Origin of the sequence: Antricoccus suffuscus (assembly GCF_003003235.1) — a bacterium.
GTDB classification, from domain to species: Bacteria; Actinomycetota; Actinomycetes; order Mycobacteriales; family Antricoccaceae; genus Antricoccus; species Antricoccus suffuscus.
Map to the genome: position 1 here is coordinate 201,343 of NZ_PVUE01000003.1, position 15,941 is coordinate 217,283.

A 15,941-nucleotide genomic window follows, 5' to 3' on the forward strand; every position below is an offset into this window, starting at 1 on the left:
CCAAACCGGGCGCCTGTATGGTCCCGCGCGGAGGTACCAATGACAATCGTCGAGTTTGACACCATCGAGCGGCTACTACGGGACGAGGATCTCGCGGGCGTCACCTCCGTGCTCTCCACGATGTCGGTGGCGGAAATCCTCGCCGCGATGCGCCGGCTGCGATCGAACCGGCAAGCGCTGCTGTACCGGCTGCTCGACAAGGACGTCGCGATGGCGGTCTTCGAACGGCTCGCACCGGCTGTGCAGACCGAGCTGGTTGCCGGGCTACGCGACGAGGAGCTCGTCAGCCTCGTTGAGGACCTTGACCCCGACGACCGTGTGCTGTTGTTCGATGAGCTGCCCGCCCAGGTCGCGGATCGTCTGCTGCATGGTCTATCCCCGCAAGAACGTCGCCTGACCACGCCGATGCTCGGATACCCGCAGGGGTCGACAGGGCGTCGGATGAGTCCCGAATACGTGCGGGTAAAGCCGACCATGACCGTCGCCGAGACGTTGGACCGCGTACGCCGGGTCGGGTCGGACGTCGAGACGGTCTACACACTGATGGTGACCGACGAGGTACGTCATCTCGTCGGCGTCGTCGCGCTGGACGACGTCGTGCTTGCCTCCGAGTCCACCCCGATCGGTGAGATCTACCGAGAGACGGCCAGCGTCACGGCGATCAGCAACGCCGAGGACGCGGCTCGCCTGTGTGCTGACCTCCGGGCGATCGCGCTACCGGTCGTCGACAGCGAGCAGCGGCTGATCGGGATCTTGTCCATCGACGATGCGTTGACGATCTTGGAGGACGCCGAGTCCGAGGACGCCGCCCGCGCCGGTGGCGCCGAGCCGCTGCGGCGTCCGTATCTCTCGACACCGATCCATCGCCTGGTTCGCGCGCGAACGGTCTGGCTCCTAGTGCTTGCGGTGTCGGCGATGCTGACCGTAGGCGTCCTCGAACGGTTCGAGGCGACCCTCGGCGAGGCCGTCGTGCTCGCGCTGTTCATTCCGCTGCTGACTGGCATCGGTGGCAATACCGGGTCGCAAGCGGCGAGCACGCTCACCCGGGCGCTGGCCGTCGCCGACGTACGACCGGCCGACATCGGTCGGGTCGTCATGCGCGAGGCGCAGGTCGGGTTGACCATGGGCGCGGTGCTCGGCGCCCTCGGATGGTGCATTGCCACGCCGATCTATGGCGTGGACATCGGCAACATCATCGCCTTGACTTTGCTCAGCGTCTGCACGATTGCCGCAGTCGTCGGCGGCGCGATGCCGCTGCTGGCCAAGACGCTCCGAGTGGACCCGGCCGTATTCAGCACACCGTTTATCAGCACGTTCTGCGATGCGACCGGGCTGCTCATCTACTTCACCATCGCCTCGGCGATCCTTGGGCTCGGTTCGGGCTCGTAGACGCTGTAGAGAAGCTGAGCAGTCACCACGGTCCGCCTCCTCCTGCGAGGATGGCCGCTAACCTGGACTAGACCAGCATGTCCGTCCTCCTGCTATTACGAAGTGGTTGCATGAATATCGACGCGATTCTCACGAGCATCCCAGTGGCTCTCGTGTATGTGTTGGTCGCGTTGTTTGTCGGCGTCGAGAGCCTGGGTATCCCGCTGCCGGGCGAGATAGTGCTCGTGGCCGCGGCGCTCTTGTCCTCGCACCCGGGCCTCGGTGTGTCGCCAATCTGGGTCGCCGTTGCCGGCATCCTCGGCGCCGCTGTAGGCGACAGCATCGGATACGGCATCGGGCATCGGTACGGGCGAAGACTTTTCGCGGTGATGGGTCGACGATTCCCCAAGCACGTCAACGATGACACCGTGGCGTACGCCGAGCACATCTTTCGTCGGTTCGGCGTACTCGCGGTGTTTTTCGGCCGGTTCATCGCGCTGCTGCGGATCTTCGCCGGCCCCCTGGCCGGCATGCTGCGGATGCACTACCGCCGTTTCCTCGCGGCCAACATCGCGGGCGCGGTGTGCTGGGCCGGCGGTACGACGCTACTGATCTACCTGCTCGGAACCGTCGCCGACCGATGGCTCAAGGACTTCTCCTGGGTCGCCCTTCTGATCGCGGTCGTCGTCGGCATCGCCGCGGCGGTCCTACTGCGGCACCGAGTCGAACGCAACATGCACGCGTTTATCGAGTCCCGGCGCACCGGGAGCGTCGATCAGGCCGAGTAGGTCACGGTGAGGGGCGCGTGGTCGCTCCACCGTTCGGCGTACGTCGTCGCGCGACCTACCTCCGCGGCGACCGAGCGGTTCGCCAGGCCGCGCGTCGCGAGTTGATAGTCGATCCGCCAGCCGGTGTCGTTGTCGAAGGCCTGACCACGCCAGGTCCACCAGGTATAGGGACCTGGTCCGATGCCGCCATGCTTGCGACCGAGGTCGACCCATGCGCCGTCGAGTTCTTCGCCGCCGAGCCAGCGGTCGAAGTAGGCGCGCTCGTCCTCGAGAAATCCGGCCTTGCCGCGGTTGCCGCGCCAGTTCTTCATGTCGACCTCGCGGTGCGCGACATTGAGATCCCCGGTGATGAGCGCTTCACCTGCGCCACGGGCGGCACGCTGCGCGAACTGGTCCATGCGTACGTGCATCGCGTCCATAAACCGGTACTTGTCCGCTTGCTTCGGGGTGTCGGCCTCGCCGGTGTGGGTGTACGCCGACACGACCGTCAGCAGACTGTCACCGTCGACGAAGTCAGCCTCGACCCACCGCCCGTCGGTCTCGAACTCACCGAGCCCGGTCCGGACCTCGAGAGGTTGCCGCCCGGACAGGATGGCGACGCCCGCGCGGCCGGCCTGATCGGACGGCGCGTGTGCGACTTGCATGTCTGCCAGGGGCGAGTCGCTGAGCGCAGCGGCGAGCTGCTTGTCGTTTGCACGCACCTCCTGCAGGCAGATGATGTGCGGATCACGGTCGGCTAGCCACTTCACTCCGCCGCGCCGTTGCGCGGCGCGGATTCCGTTGACGTTGGCGGAGATGACGGTGAGCAAAATTCTGGTCCTTCGTACTGATGTGATGATGCGGGCCGGTACGGCGGCGTACGCATTCTTTTCCACTTGTGCAAAAGCGACAACGATACATCTGCGGCGTCGGCAAGTCAGCGGTGGTGGGCCAGCCGCGCCAGTGTGGTGGCCACCTCGTTGGGTCGATAGTCGCGGCGGCTCACCATGCGCAGCAGTCGGCGCAGGTCGAGCCCGTGGACGGGGACCTCGACAAGCCGGCTGTCGGCGAGTTCGGCCGCGACCGCAAGCTGGCTGATCACCGTGCACCCGGCGCCGGACGCGACGCTGATCTTGACCGCAGCGTTGCTGTCCAGCTCAAGCAGGTCGACGGCGTCGAGATTGCCGAGCGCACGCTCGAGCACCTCGCGGGTGCCAGAGCCCACCTCGCGGACGACGAGCTGGCTGGCGGCGAGCTCTTTGCGCGTGACGGCGCTCGCACGACCGGCGAAGGGATGTCCCGGTGCGACCACCAGTCGCAGCTCGTCGCGTCGTACTGTCGTCGCGGTCAGATCGGCTGGTACGCCGGGGGACTCGACAAAGCCGACGTCGCAGCTGCTGGCACGGACCGCGTCGATGACGCCCGCGGAGTTCATGACTTCGAGCCGGACCGCGGCGTCGGGCATCGCGGTGCGCAGCTTCGCGAGCCAGATCGGGACCAGATACTCGGCGATCGTCTGGCTTGCCGCGACTCGTAGTGTGCCGGTGTGCGCCGCGCGCAGGGCCGCCGATCCGGTCAGGAGTGCCTCGGTGGCCTCAAGCACCCCACGCGCCCATTCGGTGACGACCCGCCCGTTATCGGTGAGGGAAGAACCGCGGGTGCTACGTCGCAACAGCTCGACGCCGAGCCGTCGTTCGAGTACGGCGATCCGCTTGCTCGCTGATGGCTGGGTAATGCCTTCCCGGCGGGCGGCCGCGCCGATCGAACCGCAGTCGGCAATCACCACGAGAAGTCGGATCGCATCGAGGTCCGGTAACGGACGACCCACTTCAGTCATAGCCGAAGTCTATGATGCCGCCCGAGCGATCCGTGACGTCGTACCGCTTCCGCGTCGGCGGCTCCGGTGTTTGTGACCGAATTTCAAGCAGGCTAAACGCATCAGTAGCGCTGGGGATCGGCTCGTGGTTGGCCGTCGCACACAAATGTATGGTTCGGCATCGCTGATGACGAAATCTTGCTGTCAAACAGCACACTTGTACGACCCGGTTTGTGAATTCGCCCCCGGATTTCGTGACTGACGAGCGGGAGACGGCTCGGGTCCGGCGGGGTGACGTGGTGCGCCGTTAGGATTACTGCCATGTCCTCGCGCAGCCTGCGTCGCCGCTCTTCGGCCCGCCTCCTTCCGCAGCGGCTGGCCGGGATGGGACTCGCGCTCGTCGGCACGGGCCTCGGCATGCGCCTTGCCGGACGCTCCCGTATTAACGTTGGTCCGGCCGTGCTCGACGTGGCTATTGTCTTCGGCCGCTCCGGCGGTACGACGGTGCGGGTCCCGCCGCTTGGCGAGGCGCGGCTGGCTACCCACAAGGGACCGCTGCGCGCGGATGCGCGCCTGGTCGGAGTGGACGTGACCGTCGTCAGAGAGTTGATCGGCGCTCAAAAATTCGCGCTCGAACTGCCGCCGTTGACGCCCGCGCTCGTGAAGACCGCCGCACGTTCCGGTCTCGGTGGGGTAGCCGGCGCGGCAGCGCTTGCCGCGATCACGCGTCGTACCGCCGGATCCGCGCTCACAGCGACTATTACGTCGGTGGGGGCGCTGGCCGGAGCCGGTGCCGTCGCGGCCGCGTCACTCGACAAACAGTCCTGGCGTACGCCGCACCTGACCGGGCTGCTGACCCGGGCGCCGCAGCTGGTCGGGGACGTAAAGCACATCCCGGCACAGTTCTCTCGGTATCGCAAACAACTATCTGAGATCGCGGCCTCCGTGACTGGCGTGTTCCGCGGACTCGGGGCGCTCCCCGATGCACCGCCGGATGACGCGATCCGGCTCGTGCACCTCTCCGACATCCATAACAACCCGCTTGCGTATGCCGTCGCCAAGAGCCTTGTCGCGCAGTACGCCGCCGACGCCGTACTCGACACCGGCGATATCGGGGACTGGGGGACGCCGCAAGAGGCCAAGACATTTGAGGACGTCGGCACGATCGGCGCGCCGTACGTCTTCGTCAAGGGCAACCACGATTCCGACAAGACCCTTGCCGCACTGCGGAAACACGACAACGTGCGGATCCTTGACGGCGGCGCGACGACCGACATCGCGGGGCTCACGATCGCCGGCCAGGCGGACCCCCGCTTTACTCCGGACAAGTCGACCGGTGGCGACCACGTCACGAAAGACGCGCTTGCGGCGGTCGGTCGCCAGTTCGCCGACACCGTGAAGGGGAGGTCCGTCGACATCGCACTGACGCACGACCCGGTCGTCGCGGCGCAGTTGGCGGGGCTCGTCCCGCTTGTCCTGGCCGGTCACACGCACAAGCGTGGCGAACGCCGGATCGACGGCACGCTACTGCTCACGCAGGGGTCTAGCGGGGGCGCCGGCCTGCGCGGCGTACGGCAGGTGCCGCCGGACCCGTTGACAGCGTCGGTCCTGCACATCGACCGAAAACGGCACACACTGGTAGCCGTCGATGAATTCACGTTTGGCGGGCTGGGGCGGACCGAAGTGTCCCTGGTACGCCGTACCGCGGCGGACCTCGCACCTCCGGCGTCGGAGGCGACGACGCCAGTCACGCAGACGACGGGTCAGACGACGATCATGCAGCCCCCGACCGACCAGACCGACCCGATCTAGAGAGGGCACGACATTCCTTCGTCACGACGCTCCGAGCGCAGCGAAAGCGCCCTCCGTTCGCTGCTGGGGATCAAGGCATTCCGGCGGATGTGGCTATCCATCGGCGTGTCCAGCCTCGGCGACTGGCTGGCGTTGCTCGCGACGATCTCGATGGCGCAGCAACTGACCAACCATCGTTCAGCGGCCGCGCAGGGCGTCGCGATCTCCGGCGTACTGCTCGTGCGTTTGCTGCCGGACCTCCTGCTCGCCCCCCTCGCCGGGGCGATCGCGGATCGGCTGGATCGCCGTAAGGTCGTGATCATCGGCGAGTGTCTGGCAGGTTTGCTGTATCTGAGCATCGCGATCGTCTACGACCTGCGCTACCTCTACGTCGCACAGTTCGTCATCGAGGGGATCGGCCTGTTCACGGTGGCCTCCAAGCAGACGCTGTGGATGTCGACGGTCACGAAGGACAAGCTGCCGCTGGGCAACCAGATCCTGATGTTCACCATCTATGGATCGTTCCCGATCGCGGCGGTGGCGTCGGCGCTGTTCTCGACGATCAACCGGTTCTTCACCTCGGCTCCTATCGATCCCGCCCTGGCCGATGTGCGGTTTGCGGTGATCCTCGCGCTCGTGATCGACGCGGTCAGCTACTTCGCCTCGGCCTCGATCATCTACCTCAACCGACGACATTTGTCGCCGCACCCCGAACAACAGTCCAAGCACACGGGCATCTTCGGGCTGATCGCCGAAGGTGCGAAGTTCGTCTTCGGCGACCGCGTGATCCGCTCGCTCTACATCGGCGTTATCGGTGCGTTCGCGGCCGGCGGTATCACCGTCGGCGTGGCGCAGCTCTACGTCAACACGCTCGGCGCGGGTGTCGCCGGCTTCAACATCCTCGTCGGTACGGCCTTCACAGGACTCGCGCTGGGCATGGTGATCGGGCCGCGCGTACTGCCTAGCTTCTCGCGGCGCCGTGTCTTCGGTACGTCGATCGCCGGCGCCGGCCTGAGCTTGATCGGGATGGCGGTGGTCGGCGACTTCGTACTCGGGCTCGCGTTCTCGTTCGGGGTCGGCCTCTGCGCCGGTATGGCGTGGATCCTCGGCTACACGATGATCGGCGAAGAGGTCGAGGATCGACTTCGCGGGCGGACCTTCTCATTCGTGCAGTCCTCGGCGCGGATTGTGCTCATGATGACCCTGGCCGTCGGGCCGGTGCTCGCGGGCGTGTTCGGCCACTACTCGGTCAACCTTGGCGGCGTCGAGGTAGCGATCTCGGGCCCCGGCCTGGCGCTCCTACTCGCGGGCGCCGTCGCGCTGCTCATCGGCATGTTCGCCGCACGGCACGTATCCGGCGCCCGGGACATCCCCGTGCGCGCGTTCCTAGGCCGGATCTTGCTACGCCGAGGCAACCGGCTGATCGCCTCGGCGACCAACACCGGGCTGTTCGTCGTGCTGGAAGGCGCGGACCTGGAGCGGACCCGCGACTACGCGCAGCGCATCGTCGACCAGTTGCGCTCCGAGGGACGGCCCGTCGTACTGACGGGAGAGCCGACGGCGTCGCCGTACGGCAAGCGCGTGTCCGATGTCCTGCGCGCACGCGCTGCCGGCACGGAATCGGATCTGGACATTCAGCCGCAGACGGTGGTCTTCTTGGCCGCGGCCGATCGCGCCGAGCATGTGGGACAGGTGATCCGGCCGGCCCTCGAACGCGGCGATGTAGTCATCTGCGACCGCTATGTCGATACCACGGTCGCGTTCCTGAGCAGTTCCCACGACGCCGATCCGGAGGCGATCATCCGCCTGTCGGACTGGGGCAATGACGGGCTGCAGCCCGACTTGACGATCGTCCTGGACGAGTCGGCCGGGCGAGAGGCGATCCGCCACTCGTACCTCAGCCGGGTCCGGGCCAGTGCCGAGGGTTATCGCGTCGTACCCATCCCTGCTGAGACCGCCGCCGACGACGCCGAGGAGTCGCGGCCGGACCCATACGACGAGGTCCTTGATCAGGTACGCCGGGCGATGGCGCGCAACTACATGCGGATCGGCCCGCTCGCCGCGCTGTCCGAACTCGGCTCGCCGGTCGGTGATGAGATCGACGACGATCTCGAGGCCGCGGAGCGCGACGCCCCGGCTGTCGACTCAACGGCCGTTGACCCGCCGATCGAAGAGGATTCGTCGACCGACGCGCCAGCAGTCCAGCAGACGACAGCGCTGCCCGAAGAGGTCGCTCAGTCTCGTCGGCCCGCCGAGTAGGTTGGTGTGGTGCACGGGCTGTTTATCTCATTCGAAGGTGGCGAAGGCGTCGGTAAGTCGACGCAGATCGCCCGTCTCGCCGACCGTCTGCGCGGGCACGGCCACGAGGTGATCGTCACTCTCGAACCAGGCGGTACGCCGCTGGGCACGGAGCTACGCCGGCTGGTCCTCAACCCGGACGGGCATGTCACCCCCCGCGCCGAGGCGCTGCTCTATGCCGCGGACCGCGCGCACCACGTCGATACCGTCATCGAACCCGCGCTGGCCGCCGGCAAGGTGGTGATTACCGATCGATACGCCGACTCTTCGCTTGCCTACCAAGGGGTCGGGCGCGCGCTCGACCCGCAGCAGATGCGGGAGTTGTGCGAATTCGCGGTCGGAGGGCGCTGGCCAGAGGTGACGATCTTGCTCGATGTCGACCCGATCGTTGGGCTGCGCAGGGCTCGGGGTGACGGCGCCGGTGACCGGATCGAAGCGGAGGGCCTGGAATTCCATAAGGCTGTCCGCGCAGCGTTTCTCGACCTTGCCGGCCAGGATCCGGACCGGTTCGTGGTCGTCGACGCCTCGGGCAGCCTTGACGAGGTTGCACAACGTGTGCGGGTCGCAGTCGACCGGCATCTGGAGTCGTTACCGGGTGCGACCCGATGAGCGCGCACATGGAAACCACCGGCGTGTTTGCGCAGCTGGTCGGTCAGGACCGCGCAATCGAGGTCTTGACCGCGGCCTCCGCGGCGGCCAAGGAACTCATCGACGGCAGCGGCTCGGGTACGGCGATGACCCACGCGTGGTTGTTCGTCGGGCCGCCGGGATCGGGCCGCTCGGTCGCGGCGCGTGCCTTCGCGCAGGCGCTGCAGTGCCGCGACGGTGGCTGCGGACACTGCCAGGACTGCCACACGGTCAAGGTCGGCACGCACCCCGACGTACACGTCGTCATCCCCGAAGGTCTCTCGATCTCGGTCCGCGAAATCCGCGAGATCGTCCGCGTGGCGGCGTTCCATCCGGCCGGCGGACGTTGGCAGATCGTCATCATCGAGGACGCGGACCGGCTCACCGAAGGCGCGGCCAACGCCCTCCTCAAAGCGATCGAAGAACCCAGTGCGCACACCGTGTTCTTGCTCTGCGCGCCGACGACGCATCCCGACGATGTTTCGGTGACCATCCGGTCTCGGTGCCGGGTCCTGCCGCTGCGCACACCCCCGGCGGAGGCGGTCGCCGCCGTCCTGATCGACCGCGACGGGATAGACTCTGAGGCGGCCCATTGGGCGGCGCGGGCCGCGCAGGGTCACGTCGGGCGGGCCAAACGATTGGCCACTGACGAGGTCGCGAAGCAACGTCGCGCGGCTGTCCTGGCGATCCCGGCGAAGCTCGTCTCGATGGAAGCGTGCCTCAGCGCGGCGGACGACCTCGTCGGCGCCGCGGAAGCCGATGCCGCGGCGCTGGCCGACGAGCTCGATGCGCCCGAACGTGAGTCGCTGATGCAGTCGCTCGGTGCGGGAGGCACCGGCAAGGGCACCGGAGCCGCTCCTCGCGGATCGGCCGGAGCAGTCAAGGAGCTCGAACGCAAGCAGAAGGCGCGCGCGACGCGTGTGCAACGTGATGCGCTGGACCGGGCGCTGGTCGACCTGACCGGGTTCTACCGCGACGTACTTCTCGTTCATGCAGGCTCCGACGTACCGCTGTCGCATGCCGATCACCAGCAGGAAATCAACCAGGTCGCGTCCGCCGTCACGCCCGAATGGCTGCTGAAGTCGCTCGATGCGATCGTCGCCGCGCGGCAGTCGCTGGAAACCAACGTTAAACCGCGTATCGCGCTCGCCGCGTTGACAACTGGGTTGCGACTGCCACGTCAATAGCGCGATGCGGCCGCTGCCGCGGCCGATCTTCGGTATGGTCGGACCTGTGGGCATGCTCTGCGCGGTTAGCTTCACCCGAAACGGTCAGTTGTACTACTACGACCCGGGCGATCTTGACGTGCGAATTGGCGACAAAGTTCTGATCCCCGCCGAGGACGTCGACGAGGTCGCCGAGGTCATGTGGGCCTCGCAGTGGGTGAGTGAGGAGACCGACGGCTTTCCCAAGCTCGTCGGCCGCGCCGACGAGGTCGATATCGATCGTGCGGGCGTCGTACGTCGGTCCAAGGCGAAAGCGCGGGTTGCCGCCAAACGGCTGATCAAGGCGCACGGTCTGGCGATGAAGTTTGTCGGGGTAGACGTGGCGGTGCCGCGCGGGGCCAAGAAGCACGACCGGGTCACGGTGTTCTTCTCCGCACCGCACCGGATCGACTTTCGCGCGCTGGTGCGCGATCTTGGCGCGACGCTGGAGAGCCGCGTCGAGTTGCGCCAGATTTCGGCTCGCGACGAGGCGAAGCTCAGCGGATCGATCGGCAGCTGCGGGCGGGAGCTGTGCTGTTCGACGTTCCTCAAAGACTTTGAACCCGTCACGTTGCGGATGGCTAAAGACCAGGATCTGCCGATGAACCCGCTGCGAATCTCCGGCGCGTGTGGCAGGTTGATGTGCTGCTTGAAATACGAGCATCCGCTGTACGAGAAATTCAAGGAAGACGCCCCCGAGATCGGTTCGCGGGTCGACACCGAGCAGGGCAGCGGTGTCGTGGTCGGGCATAGCGTGCCCAGTGAGTCGGTCGTCGTACGGATGGATGAGGACGGCTCGCGCTGCGCGTGCACGCTGGCCAGTGTCTGCGGCTCGCGCCAGGAATACGAGGCCCACTACCTCGATCCCTGAGTAGGGACCGGGTAGGCCCGGCGCGACCCCTTCGGCGAAGTCAGCGTGAGGACCAGTTAAGATGGGACGGTTGTTTTCGGGCGTCCCGAAAACGCGTTGTTTATCGCCGCCTTAGCTCAGTCGGTAGAGCGTCTCACTCGTAATGAGAAGGTCTGGAGTTCGATTCTCCAAGGCGGCTCCGCGAAAAAGCCCCATCCGGTGATCCGGATGGGGCTTTTGGGTGGTGCGGGCGCTCGCGTGAGATCCCGCGGGATTTCGTCAGACAGGTCGATCTGCGGTAGCTAGCTTTTGACTCTGCGCTTGATGGCGCCGTAGGCGAGCGTAGCCAGGAACAGCACGATCCCGACGATCGCGAGCCAGAGCAGCCCCTTGACCACAAATCCGAGTACGGCGATTACAAGCCAGACGACCAGCAGTACCACTATCAATGTCAACATTCCAAAACCGTACCTGACCACGGCGTCGCAGGTACGCCGGATCGCCGCACCCGCCGATAGAGTGTGTGTCGACCGAATCGTCGGTAACACAAGGAGACACGCAACGTGAGCACACCAGGACCGGGTCAGTTCCCGCCGCCAACCGGACCGGGGCCGTCCGCTCAGCGGCAGCCGCCGGCGCCGCAATACGCGCAGCCTCCGGCTGGGCAATCGCAGTCGCCGGGCCAGAGCGTTGGTCCCGTCGGGCACGCCGGGGCAAAGGTCGCGGTGACGGAGAAGCATGCGTGGCAGGTCAGTGGGTTCCTTGCGCTGGCCGTTTCTTTGGTGCTGTTTCTGTTCGCTGCTATCGAGCTGATCTTGGCTATTTCCAATGGTTCGGAAGACAAGAGCGTCGCGGGCAACGTCGCGTTGTGCATCATCGCGTTCATCCTGGGACTGCTCCTCGCCCGCCCGTTGATCATCATCCAGCCGGGGCAGGCACGCGTGATCCAGTTCTTCGGCCGTTACGTCGGTACGGCGCGACGCACCGGGCTGACCTGGGTGATGCCGTTGACGACGCGCAGGCCGGTATCGATCAAGGTGCACAACTTCGAGACCAGCGCCCTGAAGGTCAACGACGCGGACGGTAATCCGGTGGACGTCGCGGCGATCGTGGTCTGGCAGGTCGCCGACACCGCGAAGGCGACGTTCGCGGTCGAGGATTATGGCAGCTTTGTCGCCGTACAGGCGGAGTCGGCCGTGCGACACGTCGCGACCACCCATCCGTACGACGACCCCACGGGCAGCGGTACGTCGCTGCGTGGGTCGACCGATCTGGTGTCTGCGGAGCTCGCTCGTGAGGTTGCCACGCGGGTGTACGTCGCGGGAGTGCAGATCGTCGAGGTGCGCATCAGCCACCTTGCGTACTCATCCGAGATCGCCCAGGCGATGTTGCAGCGGCAGCAGGCCAGCGCGATCGTCGCGGCACGTGAACGGATTGTTGAGGGCGCGGTGGGGATGGTCGAGATGGCCGTCAACCGGCTTGAAGCCAACAGCGTGGTCACCATGGACAACGAACGCAAATCCGCGATGGTGTCCAACTTGCTGGTCGTCCTCTGCGGCGATCAGAAGGCAACGCCCGTCGTCAACACTGGTACTTCGGTTATATAACGGCACAATTCACGTGACCTCGTCTCCTGATTGAAGCTCGGCGAGACTCGCGGCGTGGTCGCATGTCGCGTCCAGCAGTGGCAAGTCATGGGACGCGACAAGTACGGCGGCGCCCGCGTCCGCGTGAGCGCGAAGCAGCCGCATGATGACCGCCGTCGTTGGCGCATCGAGCATCGCGGTGGGTTCGTCGCAGATCAGCACCTTCGGATCGAGCGCTAAGGCACGGGCAAGGCATGCGCGCTGGAGTTGACCGTCGGATACCTGGTGCGGGAGCCGGTCGAGGAGATCGTCGGACAGTTGGACCTGTTCGGTCAGCTGGGCGACCAGCTCGGCGGTGTCCTTGTGCCTCGGCCGCAGCCGGCCGCGGTCGTGCGACAGTGGCGCGCAGATGATCTGTCGCAATGTCAGTCGACCATCGGTTGATGAGCGTGGCGACTGGAAGACGATTCCTACCTTGCGACGCACGTCCCGTGGTACGGCGTAGCCAGCGCCGTTCACGGCGGATCCGTCCAGCGTCACGTTGCCGTGCTCTGGGGCAAGTAACAGCGCAGCCGTCTTCAATAGGGTCGTCTTGCCGCTGCCGGACGGCGCGTGTACGCCGGTGGTCAGGCGCGCGTGAGCGGTGAGGGTTAGGCCGGCGAACACCGGCCGCGGTTCGCCCGGGTAGCGCACCGCGAGGTCGTCCAGGACTAGCATCGCGCCGCCGAATCACACGCCACGAGATGATCGGCGCCGACCGCGCTCAGCGAGGCGGCACTGCATGACACACCGACCCGCTGGTGCCACGGGCACACGGCGGGGTGCGGGTCGACGAGCGAGGACGGGGTACCGGGCGGGGGTATTAGGCCGTTCTCGGGTAGCGCGGCCAGCAACGCGCGCGTGTAGTCGTGCGCCGGTGCACGCAGTGCGACCCTCGCGGGACCGGTCTCGAGAATCTGTCCGGCGTACATCACGGCGACATGGTCCGCGGCGGCCCGTGCGGCAACCAGGTCATGAGTAATGAGCACGACGGCGGCACCCCGATTGGCCTGATCGCGCAGTTGTCGTCGGACCAGCGCGGCGGTGTCCGCATCGAGCGCGGACGTCGGCTCGTCGGCGACCAGGATGGTCGGTTCAAGCGCGCAGGTGAGTGCGATGAGCACTCGCTGTGCCATCCCACCGGATACCTCGTGTGGGTAACGCCGCGCCGTTTCCGCGTCCAGCTCGACCGTCCGCAGTAGATGAGCGATATCGATCGGTCGCGCTGGGAACCCATGTATAGCAAGAGACTCGGCCATGGTCGAGCCGATGGTGCGTACCGGGGTGAGGTGCGTGGCCGCGGACTGCGGGATGAGTCCGACGCCGCGCCCGCGCACGTTGCGCAACTCGGACTCGGTAGCGGCGAGTACGTCGATGTCCCGGGCGAAGATCGAGCCGCTGGTCTGCGTCCCTGCCGGAAGCAGCCCCATCGCCGCGAGTGCGAGCACGGACTTGCCGCAGCCGGACTCTCCGACGATCGCGGTAATCGAGCCAGCATGGAACGGCAGGCTGATATCGCGGGCGGGATACACCCAACGCCGTGGTGTACCTGGAAGCGGTATTCGGATCGACAGGTCGACGAGCTCCATACCGGTGGCTGCGCTGCTCATCGCGTCACCTCCGCCTCGATCGCGCGCTTCGGAATCGACTTCTCCCGCAGTCTGCCGCCGAGTCCCGCTACGGCGAGACAGGCCGCGGTGAGAAGCGCTGCCGGAAACACCAGGAGCCACCAGCCGCCACCGAGGATGCCCTCTCTGGCGTCCTCGAGCAGGGTGCCGAGCGACGGGTCGTTCGGTGGCAGTCCGACGCCGAGAAATGACAGTGCGCTCTCATGCCAGATGGCGTGCGGAAGTGTGAGTACGACCGCGAGCAACGCTTGCGGTACGACGGCCGGGATTAAATGGGTGGCCCAGACCTGTCTGCGGGAGGCGCCGGACACGACGGCCGCGGCAACATGCTCTCGGCCGCGCAGAGACAGGATTTCCGAGCGGACGATGCGCGCGATCTGGGTCCAGTGAGTGATCCCGATTGACGCGACGATAGCCCACCACTGGCCGCGCCACAGTGACGCGATCACGACGCCCAGCAGCAGGTGAGGAAGTGAGTTGAGTGCGTCGACCGAGCGCATAACGAATTTGTCGACCAGGCCGCCAAACGCGGCCGCCAAGGTGCCGACCAGTACGCCGAGCACCGTGGAGAGGACTGCGGCCGCAGCGGCGAGGAGCAGCGAGATCCGTAGCGCCTGCGCGCAACGCACGAGAAGGTCCCGGCCGAGAAGGTCGGTGCCCATGAGATGGGCGCCGGACGGCACCTCGAGATACGCGCCTAGGTCGACGACGCGGGGGTCGGTGTCGCTGAACGCAGGAACGACGATGCAGTAGATGCCGAGCACCACCAGAGTGAGCACACAGATCGTGACTGTCCGCCGTCCGGTCGGGCGCTTCTGACGCCGGTCTCGGGGCCAGCCGGTGACTGTGCGCCACGTGCGATCGGTGACGGTCCGGCCGGCGGCGTGATCGGCCACGTCGTACCGCGGATCTGCGACGGTCTGTTTGTCAGGCATCGTCGACCCTCGGATCTACCAGCACGTAGAGGGCGTCGGCGAGCAGCGACCCGATGAGCACCATCAGGCAAGTCAGCACCGTGACGGCGGCGAGGAGCGGGAAGTCGCCGGACACTGCTGCGTCGACGGTCGCCGCGGCGAGGCCGGGCCAGGCGAATACGGTCTCGACGAGGACGGCGCCCGTTACCAGCTCGGGGAGTCGTGCGCCAATGACCGTGACGAATGGTAGTAACGCTGCGGGAAGCGCGTGGCGCCACACGGTCGTTCGGTCAGGAAGTCCGCGCGCGCGGGCAGCGGTCACGTGATCCTCGGTGAGGGCGGTGATCACCGACGTACGAATGTTGAGCAACAGCCACGGAACCTGCGAGAGGCCAAGAACCGTTGCGGGAAGGACGATATGGATGGCGATCGAACCCCACGTCGGGTCCGCTCCACCACGCGACACGCCGGCGACTGGCAGCCATCCCAGGGCAAGCGAGAAGACTGCGACCGCGCCCAGCGCGATGACAAACGGCGGTATTCCCTGGACAAGGTGTGCCAGTCCGGTCGCGAACCTATCGATCGTAGAACCCGGACGACGGGCCGCGCTGACGCCGAGCACGAGCGAAATCCCTACGCCGAGGGCGATGCCGACACCAGCGAGCATCAGGGTCCACGGGAGCCGCTCTGAAAGCACCTCGGCTACCGGACGGGACATCGACCTCGAGTAGCCCCAGTCCCAGTGCAGTACGACGTCGCGCACCCACCGTCCCCAAATCGCGATCCAGGCGTCGTTGATACCCAGCTCCTCGGCGAGCGCGGCGCGTTGCTCGATGCTTACCCGCTCGAACTTCGCTCCTAGGTACGCCGCGAGCGGGTTGAACGGCGCGATCGATGCGAGCCAGAAGACGACCATCGACACGAAAGCCGTGATCGGAAACGCGACCGCGGCACGCCAGCCTGCGAGCTTGGCAGCCTTCGTCCATCGCGCGCGAGATTGCCAACTTGGCGGTGGTTGAGACGCCTTTTCGGCGGTAGCGAGATCTGACACG

15 protein-coding genes and 1 tRNA gene are annotated in these 15,941 nt (G+C 66.4%); 9 read left to right on the forward strand and 7 right to left on the reverse strand.

Going from position 1 to position 15,941, the window contains the following annotated elements; translation table 11 throughout:
• Positions 1 to 39 precede the first annotated feature (39 nt).
• Both mgtE and CLV47_RS06015 read left to right on the forward strand, forming a co-directional pair.
• On the forward strand, positions 40 to 1,389 hold the full coding sequence (mgtE, locus tag CLV47_RS06010) for a magnesium transporter (RefSeq protein ID WP_106348099.1): 1,350 nt from the start codon (positions 40 to 42) through the stop codon (positions 1,387 to 1,389).
• Between the two features lie 110 nt (positions 1,390 to 1,499).
• Complete coding sequence (locus CLV47_RS06015; RefSeq protein WP_106348100.1) at positions 1,500 to 2,156, forward strand: DedA family protein; 657 nt, start codon at positions 1,500 to 1,502, stop codon at positions 2,154 to 2,156.
• Here the strand turns inward: CLV47_RS06015 and CLV47_RS06020 are convergent.
• Both CLV47_RS06020 and CLV47_RS06025 read right to left on the reverse strand, forming a co-directional pair.
• A complete protein-coding gene (locus tag CLV47_RS06020) occupies positions 2,144 to 3,031 on the reverse strand; it encodes an exodeoxyribonuclease III (protein WP_238145249.1) in 888 nt (295 codons plus the stop codon). The two genes, CLV47_RS06015 and CLV47_RS06020, sit on opposite strands and share 13 nt — an antisense overlap.
• A 41-nt stretch (positions 3,032 to 3,072) precedes the next feature.
• A complete protein-coding gene (locus CLV47_RS06025; protein ID WP_106348101.1) occupies positions 3,073 to 3,972 on the reverse strand; it encodes a LysR family transcriptional regulator in 900 nt (299 codons plus the stop codon).
• A 300-nt stretch (positions 3,973 to 4,272) separates the two neighbouring features.
• Between CLV47_RS06025 and CLV47_RS06030 the strand changes: the two genes are divergently transcribed.
• The 6 genes from CLV47_RS06030 (at position 4,273) to CLV47_RS06055 (ending at position 10,921) form a co-directional block, all read left to right on the forward strand.
• Positions 4,273 to 5,763: a metallophosphoesterase family protein gene (locus CLV47_RS06030; protein ID WP_106348102.1), complete on the forward strand. Its 1,491-nt coding sequence runs from the start codon at positions 4,273 to 4,275 to the stop codon at positions 5,761 to 5,763.
• A gap of 87 nt (positions 5,764 to 5,850) precedes the next feature.
• Entirely contained in the window at positions 5,851 to 8,001 is a 2,151-nt protein-coding gene (locus CLV47_RS06035; protein ID WP_106348103.1) for a bifunctional MFS transporter/dTMP kinase, read from the forward strand.
• A gap of 9 nt (positions 8,002 to 8,010) precedes the next feature.
• Positions 8,011 to 8,649, forward strand: coding sequence for a dTMP kinase (gene tmk / locus CLV47_RS06040; RefSeq protein ID WP_238145250.1), 639 nt, complete (start codon positions 8,011 to 8,013; stop codon positions 8,647 to 8,649).
• Positions 8,646 to 9,854 (forward strand): DNA polymerase III subunit delta', encoded by a 1,209-nt coding sequence (locus CLV47_RS06045; protein ID WP_202862415.1) that lies wholly within the window; start codon positions 8,646 to 8,648, stop codon positions 9,852 to 9,854. The genes tmk and CLV47_RS06045 overlap by 4 nt, the downstream gene beginning before the upstream one ends.
• A 4-nt stretch (positions 9,855 to 9,858) precedes the next feature.
• Positions 9,859 to 10,743, forward strand: a complete 885-nt coding sequence (locus CLV47_RS06050) for a PSP1 domain-containing protein (protein WP_202862416.1) — start codon at positions 9,859 to 9,861, stop codon at positions 10,741 to 10,743.
• A gap of 105 nt (positions 10,744 to 10,848) precedes the next feature.
• A tRNA-Thr gene (locus CLV47_RS06055) sits at positions 10,849 to 10,921 on the forward strand.
• Between the two features lie 103 nt (positions 10,922 to 11,024).
• On the opposite strand, the gene CLV47_RS21990 is transcribed toward CLV47_RS06055, so the two are convergent.
• A complete protein-coding gene (locus CLV47_RS21990; RefSeq protein ID WP_170110971.1) occupies positions 11,025 to 11,180 on the reverse strand; it encodes a hypothetical protein in 156 nt (51 codons plus the stop codon).
• Positions 11,181 to 11,285: 105 nt separating this feature from the next.
• Between CLV47_RS21990 and CLV47_RS06065 the strand changes: the two genes are divergently transcribed.
• Positions 11,286 to 12,329 carry an SPFH domain-containing protein gene (locus tag CLV47_RS06065; RefSeq protein ID WP_170110972.1) on the forward strand — a complete coding sequence of 348 codons (1,044 nt, stop codon included), beginning with the start codon at positions 11,286 to 11,288 and terminating at the stop codon, positions 12,327 to 12,329.
• 9 nt (positions 12,330 to 12,338) lie between these two features.
• On the opposite strand, the gene CLV47_RS06070 is transcribed toward CLV47_RS06065, so the two are convergent.
• Genes CLV47_RS06070 through CLV47_RS06085 form a run of 4 tightly spaced genes read right to left on the reverse strand, consistent with a single transcriptional unit; the run spans position 12,339 to position 15,940 of the window.
• Entirely contained in the window at positions 12,339 to 13,025 is a 687-nt protein-coding gene (locus CLV47_RS06070) for an ABC transporter ATP-binding protein (protein WP_106348107.1), read from the reverse strand.
• Complete coding sequence (locus CLV47_RS06075; protein ID WP_106348108.1) at positions 13,019 to 13,957, reverse strand: ATP-binding cassette domain-containing protein; 939 nt, start codon at positions 13,955 to 13,957, stop codon at positions 13,019 to 13,021. Before CLV47_RS06075 ends, CLV47_RS06070 begins: the two co-directional genes overlap by 7 nt.
• On the reverse strand, positions 13,954 to 14,910 hold the full coding sequence (locus CLV47_RS06080; RefSeq protein ID WP_106348109.1) for an ABC transporter permease: 957 nt from the start codon (positions 14,908 to 14,910) through the stop codon (positions 13,954 to 13,956). Before CLV47_RS06080 ends, CLV47_RS06075 begins: the two co-directional genes overlap by 4 nt.
• Positions 14,903 to 15,940, reverse strand: coding sequence for an ABC transporter permease (locus tag CLV47_RS06085; protein WP_202862417.1), 1,038 nt, complete (start codon positions 15,938 to 15,940; stop codon positions 14,903 to 14,905). Before CLV47_RS06085 ends, CLV47_RS06080 begins: the two co-directional genes overlap by 8 nt.
• Position 15,941 lies beyond the last annotated feature (1 nt).

Excerpts from the sequence above, each read along its gene's own strand:
- mgtE (WP_106348099.1), top strand. The coding sequence starts at position 40 with ATGACAATCGTCGAGTTTGACACCATCGAGCGGCTACTACGGGACGAG.
- CLV47_RS06015 (WP_106348100.1), top strand. The coding sequence starts at position 1,500 with ATGAATATCGACGCGATTCTCACGAGCATCCCAGTGGCTCTCGTGTAT.
- CLV47_RS06025 (WP_106348101.1), bottom strand. The coding sequence starts at position 3,972 with ATGACTGAAGTGGGTCGTCCGTTACCGGACCTCGATGCGATCCGACTT.
- CLV47_RS06030 (WP_106348102.1), top strand. The coding sequence starts at position 4,273 with ATGTCCTCGCGCAGCCTGCGTCGCCGCTCTTCGGCCCGCCTCCTTCCG.
- CLV47_RS06035 (WP_106348103.1), top strand. The coding sequence starts at position 5,851 with ATGTGGCTATCCATCGGCGTGTCCAGCCTCGGCGACTGGCTGGCGTTG.
- CLV47_RS06045 (WP_202862415.1), top strand. The coding sequence starts at position 8,646 with ATGAGCGCGCACATGGAAACCACCGGCGTGTTTGCGCAGCTGGTCGGT.
- CLV47_RS06050 (WP_202862416.1), top strand. The coding sequence starts at position 9,859 with ATGCGGCCGCTGCCGCGGCCGATCTTCGGTATGGTCGGACCTGTGGGC.
- CLV47_RS21990 (WP_170110971.1), bottom strand. The coding sequence starts at position 11,180 with ATGTTGACATTGATAGTGGTACTGCTGGTCGTCTGGCTTGTAATCGCC.
- CLV47_RS06070 (WP_106348107.1), bottom strand. The coding sequence starts at position 13,025 with ATGCTAGTCCTGGACGACCTCGCGGTGCGCTACCCGGGCGAACCGCGG.
- CLV47_RS06075 (WP_106348108.1), bottom strand. The coding sequence starts at position 13,957 with ATGAGCAGCGCAGCCACCGGTATGGAGCTCGTCGACCTGTCGATCCGA.
- CLV47_RS06080 (WP_106348109.1), bottom strand. The coding sequence starts at position 14,910 with ATGCCTGACAAACAGACCGTCGCAGATCCGCGGTACGACGTGGCCGAT.